19 protein-coding genes are annotated in these 18,728 nt (G+C 74.9%); 6 read left to right on the top strand and 13 right to left on the bottom strand.

The window, feature by feature from the left end; all coding sequences use genetic code 11:
* The first annotated feature begins 15 nt into the window (after positions 1-15).
* Positions 16-1,236 (top strand): thiolase family protein, encoded by a 1,221-nt coding sequence (locus tag FB380_RS14525; protein ID WP_166755651.1) that lies wholly within the window; start codon positions 16-18, stop codon positions 1,234-1,236.
* Positions 1,233-3,311 (top strand): 3-hydroxyacyl-CoA dehydrogenase NAD-binding domain-containing protein, encoded by a 2,079-nt coding sequence (locus FB380_RS14520; RefSeq protein ID WP_166755650.1) that lies wholly within the window; start codon positions 1,233-1,235, stop codon positions 3,309-3,311. The genes FB380_RS14525 and FB380_RS14520 overlap by 4 nt, the downstream gene beginning before the upstream one ends.
* A gap of 116 nt (positions 3,312-3,427) precedes the next feature.
* Here the strand turns inward: FB380_RS14520 and FB380_RS14515 are convergent, their stop codons facing one another.
* The 3 genes from FB380_RS14515 to FB380_RS14505 all read right to left on the bottom strand — a co-directional run bounded on the left by FB380_RS14515 (position 3,428) and on the right by FB380_RS14505 (position 6,167).
* A complete protein-coding gene (locus tag FB380_RS14515; protein ID WP_166755649.1) occupies positions 3,428-3,709 on the bottom strand; it encodes a thiamine-binding protein in 282 nt (93 codons plus the stop codon).
* Between the two features lie 68 nt (positions 3,710-3,777).
* Positions 3,778-5,697 carry a 1-deoxy-D-xylulose-5-phosphate synthase gene (gene dxs / locus FB380_RS14510; protein ID WP_166755648.1) on the bottom strand — a complete coding sequence of 640 codons (1,920 nt, stop codon included), beginning with the start codon at positions 5,695-5,697 and terminating at the stop codon, positions 3,778-3,780.
* A 101-nt stretch (positions 5,698-5,798) separates the two neighbouring features.
* Positions 5,799-6,167, bottom strand: a complete 369-nt coding sequence (locus FB380_RS14505; protein WP_166755647.1) for a hypothetical protein — start codon at positions 6,165-6,167, stop codon at positions 5,799-5,801.
* A gap of 96 nt (positions 6,168-6,263) precedes the next feature.
* On the opposite strand from FB380_RS14505, the gene FB380_RS14500 reads away from it, so the two are divergent.
* Positions 6,264-6,932, top strand: coding sequence for a class I SAM-dependent methyltransferase (locus FB380_RS14500; protein WP_208382863.1), 669 nt, complete (start codon positions 6,264-6,266; stop codon positions 6,930-6,932).
* Between the two features lie 160 nt (positions 6,933-7,092).
* Entirely contained in the window at positions 7,093-7,230 is a 138-nt protein-coding gene (locus tag FB380_RS14495; protein ID WP_166755646.1) for a hypothetical protein, read from the top strand.
* A gap of 243 nt (positions 7,231-7,473) precedes the next feature.
* On the opposite strand, the gene FB380_RS14490 is transcribed toward FB380_RS14495, so the two are convergent.
* From FB380_RS14490 to FB380_RS14480, 3 genes are all read right to left on the bottom strand, one after another.
* On the bottom strand, positions 7,474-8,532 hold the full coding sequence (locus FB380_RS14490) for a M14 family zinc carboxypeptidase (protein WP_166755645.1): 1,059 nt from the start codon (positions 8,530-8,532) through the stop codon (positions 7,474-7,476).
* Between the two features lie 328 nt (positions 8,533-8,860).
* A complete protein-coding gene (locus tag FB380_RS14485) occupies positions 8,861-10,147 on the bottom strand; it encodes a class I SAM-dependent RNA methyltransferase (protein ID WP_166755644.1) in 1,287 nt (428 codons plus the stop codon).
* A complete protein-coding gene (locus FB380_RS14480; RefSeq protein ID WP_166755643.1) occupies positions 10,140-12,170 on the bottom strand; it encodes an APC family permease in 2,031 nt (676 codons plus the stop codon). The genes FB380_RS14485 and FB380_RS14480 overlap by 8 nt, the downstream gene beginning before the upstream one ends.
* A 181-nt stretch (positions 12,171-12,351) precedes the next feature.
* Between FB380_RS14480 and FB380_RS14475 the strand changes: the two genes are divergently transcribed.
* Positions 12,352-13,029, top strand: a complete 678-nt coding sequence (locus FB380_RS14475) for a potassium channel family protein (protein WP_229681888.1) — start codon at positions 12,352-12,354, stop codon at positions 13,027-13,029.
* Complete coding sequence (locus FB380_RS14470) at positions 13,029-13,697, top strand: potassium channel family protein (protein ID WP_166755642.1); 669 nt, start codon at positions 13,029-13,031, stop codon at positions 13,695-13,697. Before FB380_RS14475 ends, FB380_RS14470 begins: the two co-directional genes overlap by 1 nt.
* Positions 13,698-13,719: 22 nt before the next feature.
* Here FB380_RS14470 and FB380_RS14465 read toward each other — a convergent pair whose 3' ends face one another.
* From FB380_RS14465 to FB380_RS14435, 7 genes are all read right to left on the bottom strand, one after another.
* Positions 13,720-14,526, bottom strand: a complete 807-nt coding sequence (locus tag FB380_RS14465; RefSeq protein ID WP_229681887.1) for a DUF3159 domain-containing protein — start codon at positions 14,524-14,526, stop codon at positions 13,720-13,722.
* A gap of 39 nt (positions 14,527-14,565) precedes the next feature.
* Positions 14,566-14,967, bottom strand: a complete 402-nt coding sequence (locus tag FB380_RS14460) for an OB-fold nucleic acid binding domain-containing protein (protein ID WP_166755641.1) — start codon at positions 14,965-14,967, stop codon at positions 14,566-14,568.
* The gene (locus tag FB380_RS14455) at positions 14,964-15,761 is read right to left on the bottom strand and encodes an alpha/beta hydrolase family protein (protein WP_166755640.1); all 798 of its coding nucleotides are present in this window, start codon (positions 15,759-15,761) and stop codon (positions 14,964-14,966) included. The genes FB380_RS14460 and FB380_RS14455 overlap by 4 nt, the downstream gene beginning before the upstream one ends.
* Positions 15,758-16,669 carry a DUF3710 domain-containing protein gene (locus tag FB380_RS14450; RefSeq protein ID WP_166755639.1) on the bottom strand — a complete coding sequence of 304 codons (912 nt, stop codon included), beginning with the start codon at positions 16,667-16,669 and terminating at the stop codon, positions 15,758-15,760. The genes FB380_RS14455 and FB380_RS14450 overlap by 4 nt, the downstream gene beginning before the upstream one ends.
* A 2-nt stretch (positions 16,670-16,671) precedes the next feature.
* On the bottom strand, positions 16,672-17,199 hold the full coding sequence (gene dut / locus FB380_RS14445; protein ID WP_188959522.1) for a dUTP diphosphatase: 528 nt from the start codon (positions 17,197-17,199) through the stop codon (positions 16,672-16,674).
* 51 nt (positions 17,200-17,250) lie between these two features.
* Positions 17,251-18,180, bottom strand: coding sequence for a hypothetical protein (locus FB380_RS14440; RefSeq protein WP_166755638.1), 930 nt, complete (start codon positions 18,178-18,180; stop codon positions 17,251-17,253).
* Positions 18,181-18,271: 91 nt separating this feature from the next.
* Positions 18,272-18,574 carry a DUF4193 domain-containing protein gene (locus tag FB380_RS14435; RefSeq protein WP_036336978.1) on the bottom strand — a complete coding sequence of 101 codons (303 nt, stop codon included), beginning with the start codon at positions 18,572-18,574 and terminating at the stop codon, positions 18,272-18,274.
* Positions 18,575-18,728: the final 154 nt, after the last annotated feature.

Genomic DNA, 18,728 nt, shown 5'->3' with positions numbered 1-18,728 from the left:
TCATCTGGAGAGCGGTTGCCACGCCGGTTGCGTGAGGTCGTCTTCGTCGACGGCGTCCGCACCCCCTTCGGCAAGGCAGGGCCCTCGGGCATCTACGCCGAGACCCGCGCCGACGACCTGGTCGTGCGCTGCATCCGCGAGCTGCTGCGCCGCAACCCGTCGCTGCCGGCCGAGCGGGTCGACGAGGTGGCCATCGCCGCCACCACCCAGATCGGCGACCAGGGCCTGACCATCGGGCGCACCGCCGCGCTGCTGGCCGGGCTGCCGAAGAGCGTGCCCGGCTACGCCGTCGACCGGATGTGCGCCGGCGCGATGACCGCGGTGACCACCACCGCCAGCGGCATCGCCTTCGGCGCCTACGACGTGGCCATCGCCGGCGGTGTCGAGCACATGGGGCACCACCCGATGGGCGAGGGGGTCGACCCGAACCCGCGGTTCGTCAGCGAGAAGATCGTCGACGGCTCCGCGTTGGTCATGGGCTCGACCGCGGAGAACCTGCACGACCGGTTCCCGCACCTGACGAAGGCCCGCGCCGATGCCTTCGCGCTGGCCAGCCAGCAGAAGTACGCCGCGGCCGTGGCCGCGGGCAGGATCGGACCGGAGCTGGTGCCGGTGGCGACCCGCTCCGCCGAGGCCGGCTGGGGCCTGGCCACGGTCGACGAACCGCCGCGGCCGAACACCACCCTCGAGGGCCTGTCCGGGCTGAAGACGCCGTTCCGCCCGCACGGCCACGTCACCGCCGGCAACGCCGCCGGGCTGAACGACGGCGCCACCGGGTGCCTGCTCGCGGCCGAGGAGGTCGCCGAGGAACTGGGGCTCGACGTCGGCATGCGGCTGGTCGGCTTCGGTTTCGCCGGGGTCGAGCCCGAGGTCATGGGGGTCGGGCCGATCCCGTCGACGGAGAAGGCGCTGGCCCGCACCGGGCTGTCGATCTCCGACATCGGCCTGTTCGAGCTGAACGAGGCCTTCGCCGTCCAGGTGCTCACCTTCCTGGACCACTTCGGCATCGCCGACGACGACGAGCGGGTCAACCCGTGGGGCGGCGCGATCGCCGTGGGCCACCCGCTGGCCTCCTCCGGCGTGCGGCTGATGACCCAGCTGTCCCGGCAGTTCGCCGAGCGGCCCGACGTCCGCTACGGCCTCACCGCCATGTGCATCGGCATCGGCATGGGCGGCACCGTCATCTGGGAGAACCCGCACTGGTCGGGAGCACGCACCGAGGGAGCACAGCAGTGAGCGCCGTCTTCGCCGACGAGGTCGTGACCGAGGCCAAGGTCCGCTTCCTGCGGGTGCCTCGCATCGCCGGGGAGGTCGCGCTGATCACCCTGGACAACCGGCACGACCACACCCGCCCGTCCACCTTCGGACCCGGCGGGCTCGCCTCGCTGGACGCCGCCCTGGACGAGGTCGCCGCCCACTCCCCCGCCCCGGCGGCCATCGCCGTCACCGGCAAGCCGTTCATCTTCGCCGTGGGCGCGGACCTCTCCGGCGTCCCGTCGATCACCTCGGCTGCCGACGCCCGGGAGATCGCCGAGACCGGGCACCGGGTGTTCCGCCGGCTCAAGGAGTCGACGATCCCGACGTTCGCGTTCGTCAACGGCGCGGCGCTCGGTGGGGGCCTGGAGCTGGCGCTGCACTGCCACCACCGCACGATCGCCAGCACCGCCGTCGTCGCCTTCCCCGAGGTCTTCCTCGGCCTGGTGCCCGGCTGGGGCGGCACCCAGCTGCTGCCGGAGCTGATCGGCATCGACGCCGCGGTCTCGGTGATCGTGGAGAACGCGCTGGCGCAGAACAAGGTCACCCCGGCGCCGCGGGCCGCTGAGCTGGGCATCGCCGATGCGGTGTTCGAGCCGGCGGACTTCCTGGAGCGCTCGCTGGAGTGGGCGGCCGGGGTGCTCTCCGGCGAGGTGACCGTCCGCCGTCCCGAGGTCGACCGGTCGGCCTGGGACGACGCCATCGCCCGGGCGCGGCAGGTCGTCGCCGCCCGCACCCGCAACGCCTCCCCCGGCGCGCTGCGCGCGGTCGAGCTGCTCGACCTGGCCCGGGCCGGCGACGCCGGCTTCACGGCCGGGACGGCGGCCGAGGACGACGCCCTCACGGACCTGCTGATGAGCGACGAGCTGCGGGCCGGCCTGTACGCCTTCGACCTGGTCAACCGGCGGGCCAAGCGCCCCGCCGGTGCGCCGGACCGGGAGCTGGCCCGGAAGGTGACCAAGGTCGGCGTCGTGGGCGCCGGGCTGATGGCCTCCCAGCTGGCGCTGCTGTTCGTGCGGCGGCTCGAGGTGCCCGTCGTGCTCACCGACGTCGACCAGGCGCGCGTGGACAAGGGCGTGGGCTACGTGCACGGCGAGCTGGAGAAGCTGGCCGGGCGCGGCCGGCTCTCCCCCGACGCGCTCAACCGGCTGAGGGGCCTGGTCACCGGCTCGCTGGACAAGTCCGCCTTCGCCGACGCCGACCTGGTCATCGAGGCGGTGTTCGAGGAGATGGGCGTCAAGCAGCAGGTGTTCGCCGAGGTCGAGGCGGTCGTCTCGGCCGAGTGCGTGCTGGCCACCAACACCTCGGCGCTGTCGGTGACCGAGATGGCGTCGCAGCTGCAGCACCCGGAGCGGGTGGTCGGCCTGCACTTCTTCAACCCGGTCGCCGTCCTGCCGCTGCTGGAGGTGGTGCGCGCCGAGCGCACCGACGACGCGACGCTGGCCACCGCGTTCGCCGTCGGCAAGGCACTGGGCAAGTCCTGCGTGCTGGTCGCCGACGCCCCGGCGTTCGTGGTCAACCGGCTGCTCACCCGGTTCCTCGGCGAGGTCACCGCCGCCGTGGACGCCGGCACGCCGGTCGCCGTGGCGGAGACGGCGCTGGAGCCGCTGGGGCTGCCGATGACGCCGTTCGAGCTGCTCACGCTGGTCGGCCCGCCGGTGGCGCTGCACGTGGCCGAGCGGATGCACGAGGCGTTCCCCGACCGGTTCGGCGTCGGCGTCGGCCTGCGCCGGATGGTCGAGCTGGGCAAGACGTCGGTGTTCGCCGAGCCCGGCCTGATCGACCCGGAGCTGGCCGGCATCGACAGCGGCGACTCCCCGCTGACCGCCGAGGAGCTGCGGTCGCGCGCCGAACGCGCGCTGGCCGAGGAGATCGGGCTGATGCTGGACGAGGGCGTCGTCCAGGCGGTGCAGGACGTCGACCTGGCGATGCTGCTGGGCGCCGGCTGGCCGTTCTGGCTGGGCGGCATCTCCGCCTACCTCGACCGCGCCGGGGTGTCGGAGGCGGTCACCGGTCAGCGGTTCCTCCCCCGCGGGGTGGCCTCGCTCCCCGCCTGACGAATGCCCTCAGCGTTGATCAGGTGACCTGATCAAGGACTGTCCCCCTGCACCAGCGTTGGTGCAGGGGGACAGCCTCTGCTGCGGTGGGACGGGGCGCGCGACGCGCCGCGGCCTCAGCGGAACTTGTGGGTCAGCGAGTCCATCGTCCGGTCGACCGAGGCGATCTTCACGTGCGAGATCCCGGCGTTCGCGCCGGCCGCGATCATCGCCTCGTGCGCGGCCCGCAGGGTCGCCCACACCGTGTCGGCGTCGCCCTCGAGCGTGGTGCCCAGCGCCCCGACCTCCGACCGCAGCCCGGAGGCCTTGATGACCGCGATCGCCGCCTCGACGAAGGCGTGCGGGTCCTCCGGGGTGCCGGGCGGGGACGGCGCGACCTGGATCTCGGCGATGATCATGGCTCTCCTCCGGCCCGCGTGCAGGGGCCCGCCGCGAGCGTGCGAGTGGTGGGGGGCACGGGGTCCTTCTACTGCTGGCCCTCGACCTCGGCGGGCTCGGTCGAGGCGGAGTTGCGGTCGGCGACGCGGGCCGCCCACTCCACGATCCGGCGGGCGACGTCCTGCTCGGTGAGGCCGGCGTCGGCCAGCACCTGACCGCGGCTGCCGTGCTCGAAGAACTGCTGCGGCAGGCCGAGCGTGCGCACCGGCACGTCGACGTCGGCGTCCTGCAGCGCCTGGGACAGGAGCGTGCCGACGCCGCCGGCCCGGCCGCCGTCCTCGACGGTGACCACCAGCCGGTGCTCCCCGGCCAGCGCGACCAGCTCGTCGGCGACCGGCATCACCCAGCGCGGGTCGACGACGGTGACCTCGATGCCGTGGTCGGCGGCGCGCTCGGCGACCGCCAGGCACATCGGCACCAGCGAGCCGACGGCGACCAGCAGCACCTCGGGGGCCGCACCGCGACGCAGCACGTCGACCCGCCCGCGCCGCTCGAGCGCCGGCACCTCCGGCGGCAGCGCGCCCTTCGGGAAGCGGACGACGGTGGGACCGTCGGAGACCTGCACCGACTCGCGGAGCGCCTCGCGCATCGTCGCCTCGTCCCGCGGGGCGGCCAGCTGCAGCCCGGGGACGATCGAGCAGATCGACATGTCCCACATGCCGTTGTGCGAGGCGCCGTCGGACCCGGTCACGCCGGCCCGGTCGAGCACCAGGGTGATCGGCTGGCCGTGCAGCGCGACGTCCATCAGGAGCTGGTCGAAGGCGCGGTTGAGGAACGTGGAGTAGATGGCGACGACGGGGTGCAGGCCGCCCATGGCGAGCCCGGCGGCCGAGGTCAGCGCGTGCTGCTCGGCGATGCCGACGTCGTAGGTGCGCTCCGGGAACCGTTCGGCGAAGGGCGCGAGCCCGGTGGGGTGCAGCATCGCCGCGGTGATCGCCACGACGTCGGAGCGCTCGGTGCCGATCCGGACCAGCTCGTCGGCGAAGACGTCGGTCCACTCCGGGCCCTTGGCGGCCGAGGAGAGCCCGCTGTCGGGCTCGAAGACACCGGTGGAGTGCCAGGCGTCGATGGTGTCGGTCTCCGCCGGCGGGTAGCCGAAGCCCTTGGTGGTGACGGCGTGCACGATCACCGGCCCGCCGAAGGAGCGGGCCCGGCGCAGCGCGGACTCCATCATCTCCACGTCGTGGCCGTCGACCGGGCCGACGTACTTCATGCCGAGGTCCTCGAACATGCCCTGCGGGGCGAGCACGTCCTTGAGCCCCTTCTTGATCGCGTGCAGGGCGTCGTAGAGCTTCGTGCCGACGACGGGCGCGCGGTGCAGGGCCTGCCGGACGGCGGCCAGCGCCTCCTCGTAGCCGGGGCGCAGCCGGAGGGTGGCCAGCGCGTCGGCCACCCCACCGATCGTCGGGGAGTAGGAGCGGCCGTTGTCGTTGACCACGATGACGACCGGGCGGTCCTGCGCGGCGGCGATGTTGTTCAGCGCCTCCCAGGCCATGCCGCCGGTGAGCGCACCGTCGCCGATCACCGCGACCACGGGGCGGACGTCGCCGCGCACGGCGAAGGCCTTGGCCAGTCCGTCGGCGTAGGACAGCGACGTCGAGGCGTGGCTGTTCTCCACCCAGTCGTGCTCGCTCTCGGCCCGGCTCGGGTACCCGGACAGGCCGTCGCGCTGGCGGAGCTGGGCGAAGCCGTCGAGCCGGCCGGTGAGCAGCTTGTGCACGTAGGCCTGGTGCCCGGTGTCGAAGATGATCGGCTCGCGCGGGGACTCGAACACCCGGTGGACGGCGATCGTCAGCTCGACCGCACCGAGGTTCGGGCCCAGGTGGCCACCGGTCTTGGCGACCGCTGCCACCAGCGCGTCCCGGATCTCACCGGCCAGCGCCGGGAGCTGGTCGGGGCGCAGTGCCCGGAGGTCGGCGGGCCCGGTCAACGAGCTGAGCAACGACACGACGGGGCAGGGTCCTCTCGACGTCGGCGCGCCCGGTGGGGCGCAACCGGTGGGACCCCACTGTAGCTGCGAACCGGCACCGTGCCCGGTGGGCCGCGGCCCTAGAGCCGGGGCACCCAGCGCTCGCCGCGCAGTGCCCCGGCGACCACCTCGACCCCGCGGGCGGCCCGGGTGAGCCGGGCTCCCTCCCGCTCGTAGGCGCTGATCGCCGCCTCCATCGCCTCCGGCGGCAGCTGGTCGGCGAGCTCCACCCGCACGGTGCGCCAGCCGGCCCGGGCCGCCTCCAGACCGGCGGCGACGTGGTCCCCGGCGAACCGGGCCAGCAGCACCGGGTAGCGGCGGAGGACCTCGTGCGCCCGGTAGTCCGGCGGCACCAGGTCGAACAGCCAGCTGACCGCGGTCCGCTCCCAGTCCGGGGCGCCGGGCGGCCAGACCTCGTCCGGCCAGCCGGGTGGCAGTGCGGTGTCCACCCGGTCAGTGTGCGCGGCCGGCCCGGGGAGCTCGACCGCGGATCGCACGTGTGTTCGAAGCGTGACCTGTCGGTGCCGGGTCGTAGGTTGCGCGGCGTGACCGAGACGGACGGCGTGACCGAGCCCGACCACGTGACCGAGGCCCGCACCGCCTACGACACGGTGGCCGACTCCTACGCCGAGCTGGTGGAGGGAACGCTCGCGGAGACGCCGCTGGACCGGGCCGTGCTCGGCGTCTTCGCCGAGCAGGTGCTGGCCGGAGGCGGCGGTCCGGTCGGCGACCTCGGCTGCGGGCCGGGCCGGCTCACCGCGCACCTCGACGCCCTGGGGCTGGACGCGTTCGGCGTCGACCTCTCCCCCGGCATGCTCGCCGTCGCCCGCCGCCGGCACCCACGACTGCGGTTCGAGGTCGGCGCGCTGGCGTCGCTGCCGCTGGCGGACGCGTCACTGGCCGGGGCGCTCGCCTGGTACTCGGTGATCCACACCCCTCCGGAACGGCAGCCCGCGGTCTTCGCCGAGTGCGCCCGGGTGCTGCGCCCCGGGGCGCCGCTGCTGATGGCGTTCCAGGCGGCCGACGACGTGCCGGTCCACCACCGGCAGGGCTACGGCCACGACGTCTCGCTGCGCATGTGGCGGATGGACCCCGACCGGGTCGTCCGGGAGCTGACCGAGGCGGGGTTCGCCGTCCGGGCCCGGGTGCTGCGCGAGCCGGAGCTCCCGCACGAGAAGAGCCGTCAGGCGCACCTGCTGGCCGTCCGGTCGTGACGCCCCATCCCGCGCCGGCCACCCCCGCGCGAGTGAGGGCGCACCCGACGACGGTACGGAGGAGGCGCGCAGCCGCCGATGCTGAGGGTGACCTGGAACACAGGGACCGCTCGCGGGCCGATCCGGACCCACAGGCACTCGGCAGCACCGGAGGCCCGACGTGACCACCTTCCGCAACGTCCGTGAGCTGATCGCCGAGGCCGTGCACGAGGCGTTCCTGCTCGCCGACTTCCTCATCCGCCGCGCCGACGACCGGTGGGCCCTGCCGCGCGAGGACGCCGGTCGTACACCTCTCTGACGCGCTGATCCGACTGCGGCACCTCCAGGGGTGGATCTGGCGGCCGTCGACCCGGGTGATGCGCTGCATGAACGGCAGGCGCAGGTTCCCGGCGACCGGGATGACGCCGTCGCCCTTGAAGGGACGCGCCCGGAGGGGACGAGGTCCCAGGCGCTGCTCGGGTTCGCCGACGTGGGTCCTCGCAGGCAGGACGACGGCCCCGGCCAGCCGAGTGGCCGTGCGGGTGTGGACGAGCGGAGTGGGTCAGATGGTGGGGGTGTAGCCGCTGTACCAGGTGGCGGCAGCAGCGAGCGACGCCAGGGTGGCGGCGTTGTCCCGCATGTACGTCTGGAAGGCGGCCAGCGTGGTCAGCTGCTGAGCGCGGCGCAGGGCCAGGCCGGCGGAGGCGTCCTGCGGGGACTCGGTGAACACCGAGGGGATGCCGCCCCGCTTCCATGCCTGCGTGGCGCCGTCGTCGGGGATCGAGCCGTTGTAGCGAGCGGTCGTGTGTCCCGCGTCGGTGGCCGCGGTCTTCATCGCGGCGAGCACCGCGCCAGCAGCGCTCACGACACCCGCCGGGGTGCCGGTCGGGTTCACCGTGCCCGGGTCGAAGCGCAGGATGCCCGACGTGGAGTCCGCCGGGGCGCCGTACTCGTGGGTGTCGAGGATGAGGCGGGGGTGCCAGGCCAAGATCGCCTGACGCACCGCCTGCTGCTCCGGCTGGTAGGCGGTCCCGTTCGTCGTCTGGTTGGCGCCGGTGGAGTTCCACAGCCGGTTCGGGTCGATGCCGTTGGCGAGTCTCCGGTCGGGGATCAGGAAGCCGTCGGGGTTGACCGTGGGCAGGTAGACGATGGTCTCGGTGTCGTTGCCGGCGGCGTGGTCGCGCATGTGCGAGAAGATCGCTTCCCGGCCGGCCCACTCGTCGCCGTGGTGGCCGCCCATGACCATCGCCACGTTGGTCGCCCGGATCTTGTCGCGGGTGCGCGGGGGGCCGACGAGGACAGCGCGGATCGGGCGCCCCAGAGCGGACGTGCCGATGGTGACGACGTGCACGCGCGGGCTGGCCGCGTCGAGCTCGCTGAGGTAGGTGGCTTCCTCGGCGAGGGTGGCCGGGGTGTTCGGGTGCAGGTCCCACGGCGGGGTCGGCAGCGTCCTGGACGGAGCGGGGCGCAGTGCGCCGATCAGCCGCCCGAGTCGGGTGACCCTCTCCACCTGGGTGAGCGCCAGGGACTGGACGCCCGGGGTCGGCACCGCCCGTGACACCGAGATGGCCGCGGTGTCCGTGTTCGTGCCCCCGGCCTTCGACGTGGCCTTGGCTGCCACGGTGTCAGCGGTGGTCCACCCGATGTCGGTGTCCCCGGCTGGTCCGGCAGTCCCAGCGAGCATGACGACGGCCGCGTTGGGGGTGGACGTCGCCCCGACAGGGTCTTCGCCCCCACACCCCGTGAGGGCGAGCAGGACGGCCAGTGCCAAGGTCGTGCGCTTCATCGTTCCCCCACGTTGTGATGTGGGTGCGGACGGTAGTCGAGTCGGATGGTGCGGTGCGCCTCGTCGTGCGCCACTGGTGCGCCAGAACACCGCCGGGAAGGCGCTGGTCCGTGCACTCATCCGCGGCGACCTGCGGAACCAGTCGTGGCGCTGACCTGGACGTCTACGCCCTGACCAGCAGCGCAACACATTCGACGTGGTGGGTCATCGGGAAGCAGTCGAAGGCCCGCAGCCCGGCCAGCCGGTAGCCGGCCCGGGCGAACGCGGCGACGTCCCGGGCCAGCGACGCCGGGTCGCAGGCGACGTAGACCACGGCGCGGGCACCGGACCCGGCGAGCACCCCGCTGACGTCCTGCCCGGCACCCGCCCGCGGCGGGTCCAGCACGACGACGTCGGGGCGGCCGAGGTCACCGAGCAGCTCGGTCAGCCCGGGGGCGTCCACGTCGCCCTGCCAGACCTCGGCCTGCGGCAGGTCGGCGAGGTTGGCGTCGGCGGCGGCGCAGGCCGCGGCGTCGGACTCCACGCAGACCACCCGGCCCGCCGCACCCACCCCGGGCGCCAGCGCCCCGCCGAACAGGCCCGCCCCGGCGTAGAGGTCCAGCACCGTCTCCCCCGGCTGCACCGCGGCGAAGTCGAGGACCGCGCCCACGAGCGCGTCGGCGGCGGCCGGGTGCACCTGCCAGAAGCCGGTGCCCTCGACCTCCCAGTCCCGGCCACCGGCGGTCCGCTGCGCCCGCCCGGCCGGCTCCTCGGGCACCTCGGCCCCGGGGCGCAGCACCTGGGTCTCCAGCGGGCGGCCACGCCGGTCCAGCGTCGTCGTCGTCACGACGCCGGCCGAGTCGAGGGCGACGTCCACGGCGCCGGCGTCCAGCCAGCGCCGGGCCAGCACCGCCCGGGCGGCGGGCTCGGCGGTGATCGGGCAGTCGTCGAGCGGGACGACGTCGTGCGAGCGGTGCCGCCGCAACCCGGGCGACCCGGTGCGGTCGACGGCGAACCGGGCCCGGGACCGCCAGCGCAGCGGCCCGCCGGGCAGCGCCTCGACGGTGACGTCGACGTCCAGCCCGGCGAGCCGGGACAGCTGCTCGCGGACGACGTCGGCCTTGAGCCCGAGCTGGCCGGCGTGGCTGACGTGCTGCCAGTCGCAGCCGCCGCACCGCCCGGGCCCGCTGTACGGGCAGGGTCGCTCGACCCGGTCCGCCGCCGGCTCGAGCACCTCGACGGCGTCGCCGCGGCAGAAGCCCTTCTGCCGGTCCTCGGTCACCTCGACGACCACCCGCTCGCCGGGCAGCGTGTGCCGCACGAAGACCACCCGGCCCTCGTGCCGGGCCACGCAGTGCCCGCCGTGCGCCACGGGGCCGACGGTCACCTCGAACCTGCGGCCCACCCAGCCGCCGTGCACGTCGGGCGCCTGTCGCTGCGGGCGGGCGGCCGGACGGCGGCGATCAGCCATAGGGCGTCTGCTCCGCCTCGGAGGTCAGCCCGCGCCGCAGGTCGCCGGGGGCCGGGCCGCCGCCGTTCCCGCCCTCCTGGCCCAGCGAGCTCTCCAGCTGCCAGGGCACGCTGGTGATCATCACGCCGGGCAGGAACTGCAGCCGGGTGCGCAGCCGCAGCGCGCTCTGGTTGTGCAGCAGGTTCTCCCACCAGTGCCCCACCACGTACTGCGGCACGAACACCACGACCAGCTCGCGCGGGCTGGAGCGCCGGATGTCCTTGACGAAGTCCAGGACCGGGCGGGTGATCTCCCGGAACGGCGACTCCAGCACGGTCAGCGGCAGCGGGATGTCGTAGCGCTCCCAGTCCTGCTGCAGCGCGCGGGTGTCGGCGTCGTCCACGTTGACCGTCAGCGCGGTCAGCACGTCGGGCCGGGTGGCCCGGGCGAAGGCGAGCGCCCGCAGCGTCGGCTTGTGCACCTTGGAGACCAGGACGACGGCGTGCACCTTGCTCGGCTTGGTCCGCGCGTCGCTGTCGGGCACCAGCTGGGAGGCGACGTGGGAGTAGTGCCGGTTGATCGCCCGCATCAGCAGGAAGATCACCGGCATCGCGGCGATCACGATCCACGCCCCGCCGGCGAACTTGGTCACCACGACGATGAGCAGGACGACGCTGGTCAGCGTGCCGCCGACGGCGTTGATCACCCGGGAGCGCTGCATCCGGCCGCGGGCGGCGGGCTCGGTCTCGGTGCGCAGCTCCCGGTTCCAGTGCCGCACCATGCCCCACTGGCCGATCGAGAAGCTGGTGAAGACGCCCACGATGTACATCTGGATCAGCTTGGTGGAGTCGGCGTCGAAGACGACCAGCAGCAGGATCGCGAACCCGGCGAGCAGCAGGATGCCGTTGCTGTAGACCAGCTTGTCGCCGCGGGTGTGCAGCTGCCGCGGCATGAACCGGTCCTGCGCGAGCACCGAGCCCAGCAGCGGGAAGCCGTTGAACGCCGTGTTGGCCGCCAGGATCAGCACCAGCGCCGTCGCCGCCTGGACGAGGTAGAAGCCCAGGGAGTCCGCGCCGCCGAAGGTGGCCGCGGCCACCTGCGCGATCACGGTCCGCTGCGGCTGGTCCTCGCAGGGGAAGCCCACGAGGTCGCAGGCGTTCTCCACGTACTTCACGTCCGCGAGCAGCGCCATCGCCGTGACGCCGGCGAACATCGTGGCGGCGATGCCGCCCATCAGCGCCAGCGTCGTCGCCGCGTTCCTGCTCTTCGGCGGGCGGAACGCCGGCACGCCGTTGGCGATCGCCTCCACCCCGGTGAGCGCCGTGCAGCCCGAGGCGAAGGCCCGCAGCACGAAGAAGATCAGCGCCAGGCCGGTCACCTGCTCGTAGCCGGGCTCGGGCTGGATCGCGTAGCCCGCGCTCTCGGCCACCACGTCCCCGTCGGTGAACAGCTCCCGGATCAGACCGGTGCCGATCATCACCAGGATGCAGGCGATGAACGCGTAGGTCGGGATCGCGAAGGTCTTGCCCGACTCGCGCACCCCGCGCAGGTTGACCGCCACGAGCAGCCCCACCAGGCCCACGGCGATGGCGACCCGGTGCTCGGCGAGCTCCGGGAACGCGGAGATGATGTTGTCCGTGCCGGAGCTCACCGACACCGCGACGGTGAGCACGTAGTCCACGAGCAGCGCACTGGCGACGACCAGGCCGGCGAACTGGCCGTGGTTCTTCATCGCCACCTCGTAGTCGCCACCGCCCGAGGGGTAGGCGTGCACCACCTGGCGGTAGGAGAGGACGACGACGGCCAGCAGCACGACCACGAGCGCGGCCAGCCACGGGGTGAGGAACAGGAACGACGTCCCGGCCAGCGTCAGGAAGATCAGGATCTCCTGCGTCGCGTAGGCGACGGAGGAGAGCGGGTCGCTGGCGAAGATCGGCAGCGCGAGGTGCTTGGGGAGCAGCGACTCACCGGCGCGGTCACTGCGGACCGGCCGGCCGAGGACGAGCCGTTTCGGGAGTTGTCCGAGGTCGGACAGGGTTGGCACGGCGGCGATGGTACGGACGCTGGGCCCGCCGTTGGGCCGATCCGGGGCGACCTCACTCACACGAGCCGCCCAGGCGCCTGTCGGGCCGCCGGGGTGTGCCACGACGGGCCTGCTTCGGGTGTACGTTCGCGCGCTGTACGCCCCGGCGGTCCGCAGGGGCGGCACGGATGCAGCAGACGGGGTGGGACAGGTGCACGTGGTCGTGATGGGCTGCGGCCGCGTCGGCTCGGCGATCGCCCGGCGGCTCGAGACGATCGGTCACAGCGTCGCGGTGATCGACCAGGACCCCGAGGCCTTCCGCCGGCTCGGCCCGGAGTTCGGCGGCCGCCAGGTCACCGGGCTGGGCTTCGACCGGCAGACCCTGCTGGACGCCGGCATCGACTCCGCCGGCGCCTTCGCCGCGGTCAGCAGCGGCGACAACTCCAACATCATCGCCGCCCGGGTCGCCCGGGAGACCTTCGGTGTCGAGCACGTCGTCGCCCGGATCTACGACTCCAAGCGGGCCGAGGTCTACGAGCGGATGGGCATCCCCAGCGTCGCCACCGTCCCGTGGACGGTCAGCCGGCTGATGCGTGAGCTGCTCTCGGTGAAGGTGACCGAGATCTGGCGGGAGCCCACCGGCACGGTGCTGCTGATGCGGATCACCGTCACCGACGGCTGGGTCGGCCGGCCGCTGGCCGAGCTGGAGACCGCCTCCGGGGCGCGGGCGGCCTGGCTGGTGCGCTTCGGCGAGGCCCAGCTGCCCACCCCGAGCACCGTGCTGCAGACCGGCGACCACCTCGTCGTCGCCGCCACCGACGAGCTGACCGACCGGGTGCACCAGACCGTCGAGCAGGGTCCCGCAGGAGGGCAGCACTGATGCGCGTCGCCATCGTGGGGGCCGGTGCGGTCGGCCGGTCCATCGCCACCGAGCTGCTGGGCAACGGCCACGCCGTGATGCTCATCGAGCGGAACGGCTCCCGGGTCAAGCCGCGGGCCGTGCCCGGCGCCGAGTGGGTCCAGGCCGACGCCTGCGAGGTCTCCTCCCTGGAGGAGGCCCAGCTGGCCACCTGCGACGTGGTCATCGCCGCCACCGGCGACGACAAGGCCAACCTGGTGGTCTCGCTGCTGGCCAAGACCGAGTTCGCCGTCGCCCGGGTGGTGGCCCGGGTCAAGGACCCGCGCAACGAGTGGCTCTACACCGAGGCCTGGGGCGTGGACGTCGCCGTCTCGACCCCGCGGGTGCTCGCCGCCCTGGTGGAGGAGGCGGTCACCGTGGGCGACGTCGTCCGGCTGATGAGCTTCCGCAAGGGCGCGGCGAACCTGGTCGAGATCACCCTGGCCGAGGACACCCCGTGGGTGGGCCGGCCGGTGCGCGAGGTCCCGCTGCCCCGGGAGACCGTGCTGACCACCATCCTGCGCGGCGACCGGGTGATCAGCCCCGACCCCGACGAGCCGCTCGAGGCCGGCGACGAGCTGCTGTTCGTCACCCACGGCGACATCGAGGAGCAGCTCCAGGCGGTCATGTGCCCCGACGGCAGCTGCTGAGCGCCGAGCCGGCGAGGATCCGTCAGGAGGCGGGGGGCTGCTCCGCCGAACGGTGCCGGTGCAGCCGGGCCACCACCCACAGGGTGACCACCAGCTCGGCCGCCGTGAGCGGCAGGCCCAGCACCAGCGAGGACGTCGCCAGCAGCTCGACCTCGTCGCGCAGGTAGAAGACTCCCTGGACGACGGCCCGGAGAGCGAACACCGCGGCCCACAGCACGGTCAGCCAGCCGTAGGCCCGCAGCATCCGCGGGTCCTCGCGCCAGTGCTGCTCCGGTTCCGGGTCCGGTGCCCGCTCGCCGGCGGCGACCGGCACCGTGGCGCCGCCCTCGACCGGTACCGCGGCGGCGCCCTCCATCGGCACCGTTGCGGCCGGGTCCCGCCGCACGCGGTCGCGCAGCGACGGCAGCCGGTGGGTGGACAGGGCCCCCAGGTGGCTGGGCGCCAGGAACTCGGCGATCACGCCGACCAGGGGACGGCGGAAGGGGATCGAGGCCAGCAGGATCAGGGCGATCCCGGCGTTGCGCACGATGCCCAGCACGAAGAAGTCCCGGGCCTGCCCGGAGTACGCGGCGATCGCCACGGCGACGCCGACGGCGAACAGCCCGCTGACGGCCTGCTGGAGGCTCTCGCGCCGGAGCAGCCGCAGCAGGAACACCAGGACGGCGGAGGCGAGGGCCGCCCAGATGCCGACGGTCAGCCCGCCCACCGAGTTGGCCACGATGAACGCGATCGTGGGCAGCGAGGCGTCGACCATGCCGCGCCAGCCACCCAGCTGGTCCAGCACCAGGTGGCGGTCGAACGTCGTCCCCCCGCTCCCGGGCTCGCTCACCGCCGGGTCCCTCCGGTCATGCGCGCATCGACGACCGGGTCACCCGGCGCTCAGCTCGTACCAGGGGTTGTAGATGACCTGCCGGCCCTCGAAGGCCGCGAACCGCCCGCGCGCGGTGAGCCGGCGGCCGGGTTCGATGCCGGGGATGCGGCGGCGGCCCAGCCAGACCAGCGTGACCGACCCGGATCCGTCGAAGAGCTCGGCCTCCAGGGTGGGCACGGTCTCGCGCGGGGTGTAGACGACGGACTTCAGCCGGCCGGTGACCGTCACGACCTCGCCCTTGCGGCAGGAGCTGACCGCCGAGCAGCCGGCGGACGCCACCCCCGAGCGGAGTTCCTGGGCGTCGACGGCCCGGTCGTCGGCGGTGAGCTTCTGGAGCTTGCGGGACAGCCAGCCCCGCGCGCCGGGCTCCGTGGAGGCCCCGGTCCTGGTCTCGGTCACGATCCCAGGGTAGTGCGGTCGGCGGCCGCTGTCCGACGGTCTGCCAGCCATTCCACGGTGCGTCGCCAGGCCTCGCCGGAGACGTCGATCACCACCATGTGGTCACCGGGGACGACCGCCACCTCGACGGTGTCCCCCGCCGCGGTCGCGGCGGCGGCGAACCGCCGGCTCTGGTCCAGCGGCACGGTCGTGTCCTCCTCCCCGTGCACGCAGAGGACCGGCACCCCGGTCGGCAGCAGCCGCACCGGGTCGGCCGCGGCGTACCGGTCGGGCAGCTCTGCCGGCGTGCCGCCGAGGAAGCCGACCGTCGCCCCGTCCCCGAGGTCGGCGGTGACCGCCGCAGCCAGGTCCAGCACGCCGGCCTGGGCGACGACCGCACCGACCGGCACCCGCGGGTCCGCCCCCGGCGCCCCGGCGGGCAGCCGGCCGCGACCGGCGGTCCACGCCGCGAGGTGCCCGCCCGCGGAGTGGCCCACGACGGTCACGTCCCCGAGGTCCAGGCGCGCCGCGCCCGGGACGTCGGGGAGGGCGTCGACCGCCGCGGCGACGTCCTGCAGCGTGGTGGGCCAGCCGCCACCGGCACCGACCCGGCGGTACTCGACGGCGACCGCGGCCCACCCGCGCGCGGCGAGGTCGGCGGCCAGCGGGCGGGCGAGCTCGATGCCGTAGCGGGCCCGCCAGAAGCCACCGTGCAGGACCACCACCACCGGCGCCGGGCCGTCGCCGGCCGGCAGTGACACCTCCAGGAACTGGTCGGGCCCGGAGCCGTAGTCGTGCCGGACGGGCTCGCTCACCGGTCGGTCGGCGGCTCGGTGGGCGCCTCGGGGGGTGAGGCGGCGGGAGGGCCGCTGGTCGGTCCCGCCGGCGGCGTGACCGGGGACGCGGGCGGCGGCGGGACCGGGGACGCAGGCGGGGGCGTGACGGACGGGGCCGGCGGCGTGACGGACGGGGCGCCCGGCGGCGCAGCAGCCGGCGGGGTGGCCTGCGGCGGCGCGGTACGGCGGGCAGCCGGTCGCGCGCCCTGCCCCGCGGCCTGCCGGCGGGCGACCTGCTGGGCTGCCTGCGGGGGCAGCGTCAGGGGCAGCTGCTCGCGGACCGGCATCGGCTGCGGCCCCCGGACGACGACGACCGAGCGGAACGCCTCCTCCAGCGGTGCTGCCGCCTCCGGCGTCGCGGCCGCGGAGCCGGAGATCATCCCGCGGAGGAACCACCGGGGACCGTCGACGCCCAGGAAGCGGGCGGCGCGGCGCATCGCCTTCGGTGCCCCCGTCTCCCCCGGCTGCCGGGGCGCCGCGACCAGCACGGACCCGGCCAGCTCGGGGCCGAACGGCCCGTCCACCTCGGTGAGCCGGCCGCCCTGCCCGCTCGCGCCGCGGGCCAGTTCGGCGCGCACCTCGTCCCAGAGGCCACCGGCCCGCGGGGCGGCGAACACCGACAGCTGCAGCAGGGAGTCACCGGTGCGGAGGCTGGCCCCGACGACCTGCTGCTGGGCGTTGACGTCCACGCGCAGCTCCATGCCCGGCACGGCCGGCACCCGCAGCGCCCCCAGGTCGACGCGCGGCCGGCCGTCCTGCGGGGCGTCGGCCTCGTCCCACGGCCCGCTGGTCGCGGTCTCCTCCCGCTCCCGCACCTGCGGTTCCGGGGGCACGCCCCGCTCCCGCAGGCTGCGGTCGATCCGGTTGCGTCGACGTCCGAACGGCATCGTCAGGCCCGTCCTTCCAGGGATGAGGGGGTCAGGTCGGCGGTCAGCGCAGCTGCACCGCCGGTGGAGCCGTGCCCGCCGCTGCCGCGCTCGCTGCCGGGCAGCTCGGGGACCGGCACGAAGCGGGCCCGCACCACCGGCTGCACCACCAGCTGGGCCACCCGGTCGCCGGCGGCGAGGCGCAGCGTGGTGGTGGGGTCGAGGTTGACCAGGTTGACCTTGATCTCGCCCCGGTAGCCCGCGTCGATCGTGCCCGGCGCGTTGACCAGGCTGAGCCCGAGCCGGTGCGCCAGGCCCGAGCGGGGGTGCACGAAGCCGGCGAACCCCTCGGGGATCGCGACGGCGACCCCGGTGCCCACCAGCGCCCGCTGGTGCGGCGCCAGCACCACGTCCTCGGCCAGGCACAGGTCGGCTCCGGCGTCACCGGGCAGGGCGTACGCCGGCAGGACGGCGGCGGCCCCCAGGACGACGGGCACGTCGACCGGGGTGACCACGTCGGCCGGGGGCTGCTCGGGCGGGGGAACGGGCACGGCGGCGAGGCTAGCCGCGCCGCCCGCTGCCCGTGCGGGCCGACCCGGCGCTCAGGCGCCCGGAGCGGACGGCGGCAGCCCCAGGTCGGCGCGCAGTCGATCGGCCAGCGCGGCCGTGGCCTTGCGGTTGGCGCGGGCGGCCAGGGTCGCGCCGACCAGCAGGGGCGCCACCGACGTCGTGCTCCGGGCCAGGCGGCGGGTGATCCGACGCCGCAGCGCCGCCGTCCCGGCCGTGCTCAGCGCGGCGAACATGCCGCCGGACGACGTGCTCCCGACGGCGCGCTGGGTGCTCCAGCTGGACAGGTAGGCCCCGGCCCGGGTCCGGGCGTCGCCCGGCGCCGGCCGGCCGGCCAGCTCGTGCAGCTCCCCGACCAGCACCACCTCGACGGCGGCCACCAGCACGGTCTGCGCACCGAGCTCCAGGGGGACGGCGACCAGGGACGGTGTCGCGAACCACTGCGCCGCCGCCAGACCTCCGGTCGCGGCACCGACCCCGCCGGTGAGCCGGGCCGCCCGGGCGACGAGGGCGTCGGCGATCTCCGCGTCGGAGGCCCCGGGATGAGCCCGCCGCAGCCGGGCGCCGTCCCGGATCGGGAGCCGGGGGGCGGCCGCGTCCAGGAGGTCGCTCAGCAGACCGGACGGGGCCGCGGCCCCGCGGGTCGCGCCACCGCGGGCGCCACTGCCCGCGGTGCTCTCGCGGCCCGAGCCGGCCCGGGCGTCCCGGGCCGCGGCGGTGACCGCGGAGACGACGTCGGCGAGCACGCCGGTCGCCGCCCGCGCCCCGGCAGCCGTCCGGCTCGATCCGCTGCCGCCCCGTCCGCTGCCGCCCGTGCCGGGCTCGTCCCGGCCGAGCAGCCCGGCCACGGCGTCGGCGAGAGCCCGCGCCGCCGCGCCGAGACCGCTGTCGGCGCCGACGACCTCACCCTCGACGGGCGTACCGCCCACGGGGCGCGGCGGTGGGACGTCACGCGGCTGGCTCATCGGTTCCCCTTCGACGCTGACGTGCTGGTACGGCCCCCGTGCAGGGGCCCGCCGCGAGCTGGCGAGCGGTGGGGGGCACGGGGGTCCTTCTTCAGGCCGCGCAGTCGCGGCAGACCGGCTGCCCGTTGCGGGTGGCGGCCAGCCGGCTGCGGTGGTGCACCAGGAAGCAGCGGGAGCAGGTGAACTCGTCCTCCTGCTTGGGCAGCACGCGGACGGTGAGCTCCTCGTTGGACAGGTCCGCCCCGGGGAGCTCGAGGGCCTCGTTGAAGTCGGTCTCGTCGACGTCCACCGAGGAGGACTGCGCCTCGGCCCGACGGGCCTTCAGCTCCTCCAGGGAGTCCTCGCCGAGCTCATCGGCCTCGTTGCGCCGGGGGGCGTCGTAGTCCTGGGCCATGGTGTGCCCCTCACTCTCTGTTCGTCGCGGGCCCTCGGCCCGCTCGTCTGCCGTCGGCGGCAGGCGCCGACGGCGGTGGTGCCGGCCGCCAGGAGCGGCCGGAGGTGTCGCGCCGGTCGAGGGGCCGCCTGGCCCCTGTCCCGGGTCGCTCGGT

Origin of the sequence: Modestobacter marinus (assembly GCF_011758655.1) — a bacterium.
Classification (GTDB): domain Bacteria; phylum Actinomycetota; class Actinomycetes; order Mycobacteriales; family Geodermatophilaceae; genus Modestobacter; species Modestobacter marinus.
The sequence above is the reverse complement of the archived record's forward strand: the minus strand, read 5'-3'. Positions and strand labels throughout refer to the sequence as shown.

Coding starts and splice junctions, on each gene's coding strand:
- FB380_RS14440 (WP_166755638.1), bottom strand. CDS start 18,180: ATGAGCCAGCCGCGTGACGTCCCACCGCCGCGCCCCGTGGGCGGTACG.
- FB380_RS14485 (WP_166755644.1), bottom strand. CDS start 10,147: ATGGCTGATCGCCGCCGTCCGGCCGCCCGCCCGCAGCGACAGGCGCCC.
- FB380_RS14435 (WP_036336978.1), bottom strand. CDS start 18,574: ATGGCCCAGGACTACGACGCCCCCCGGCGCAACGAGGCCGATGAGCTC.
- FB380_RS14450 (WP_166755639.1), bottom strand. CDS start 16,669: ATGCCGTTCGGACGTCGACGCAACCGGATCGACCGCAGCCTGCGGGAG.
- FB380_RS14515 (WP_166755649.1), bottom strand. CDS start 3,709: ATGATCATCGCCGAGATCCAGGTCGCGCCGTCCCCGCCCGGCACCCCG.
- FB380_RS14470 (WP_166755642.1), top strand. CDS start 13,029: ATGCGCGTCGCCATCGTGGGGGCCGGTGCGGTCGGCCGGTCCATCGCC.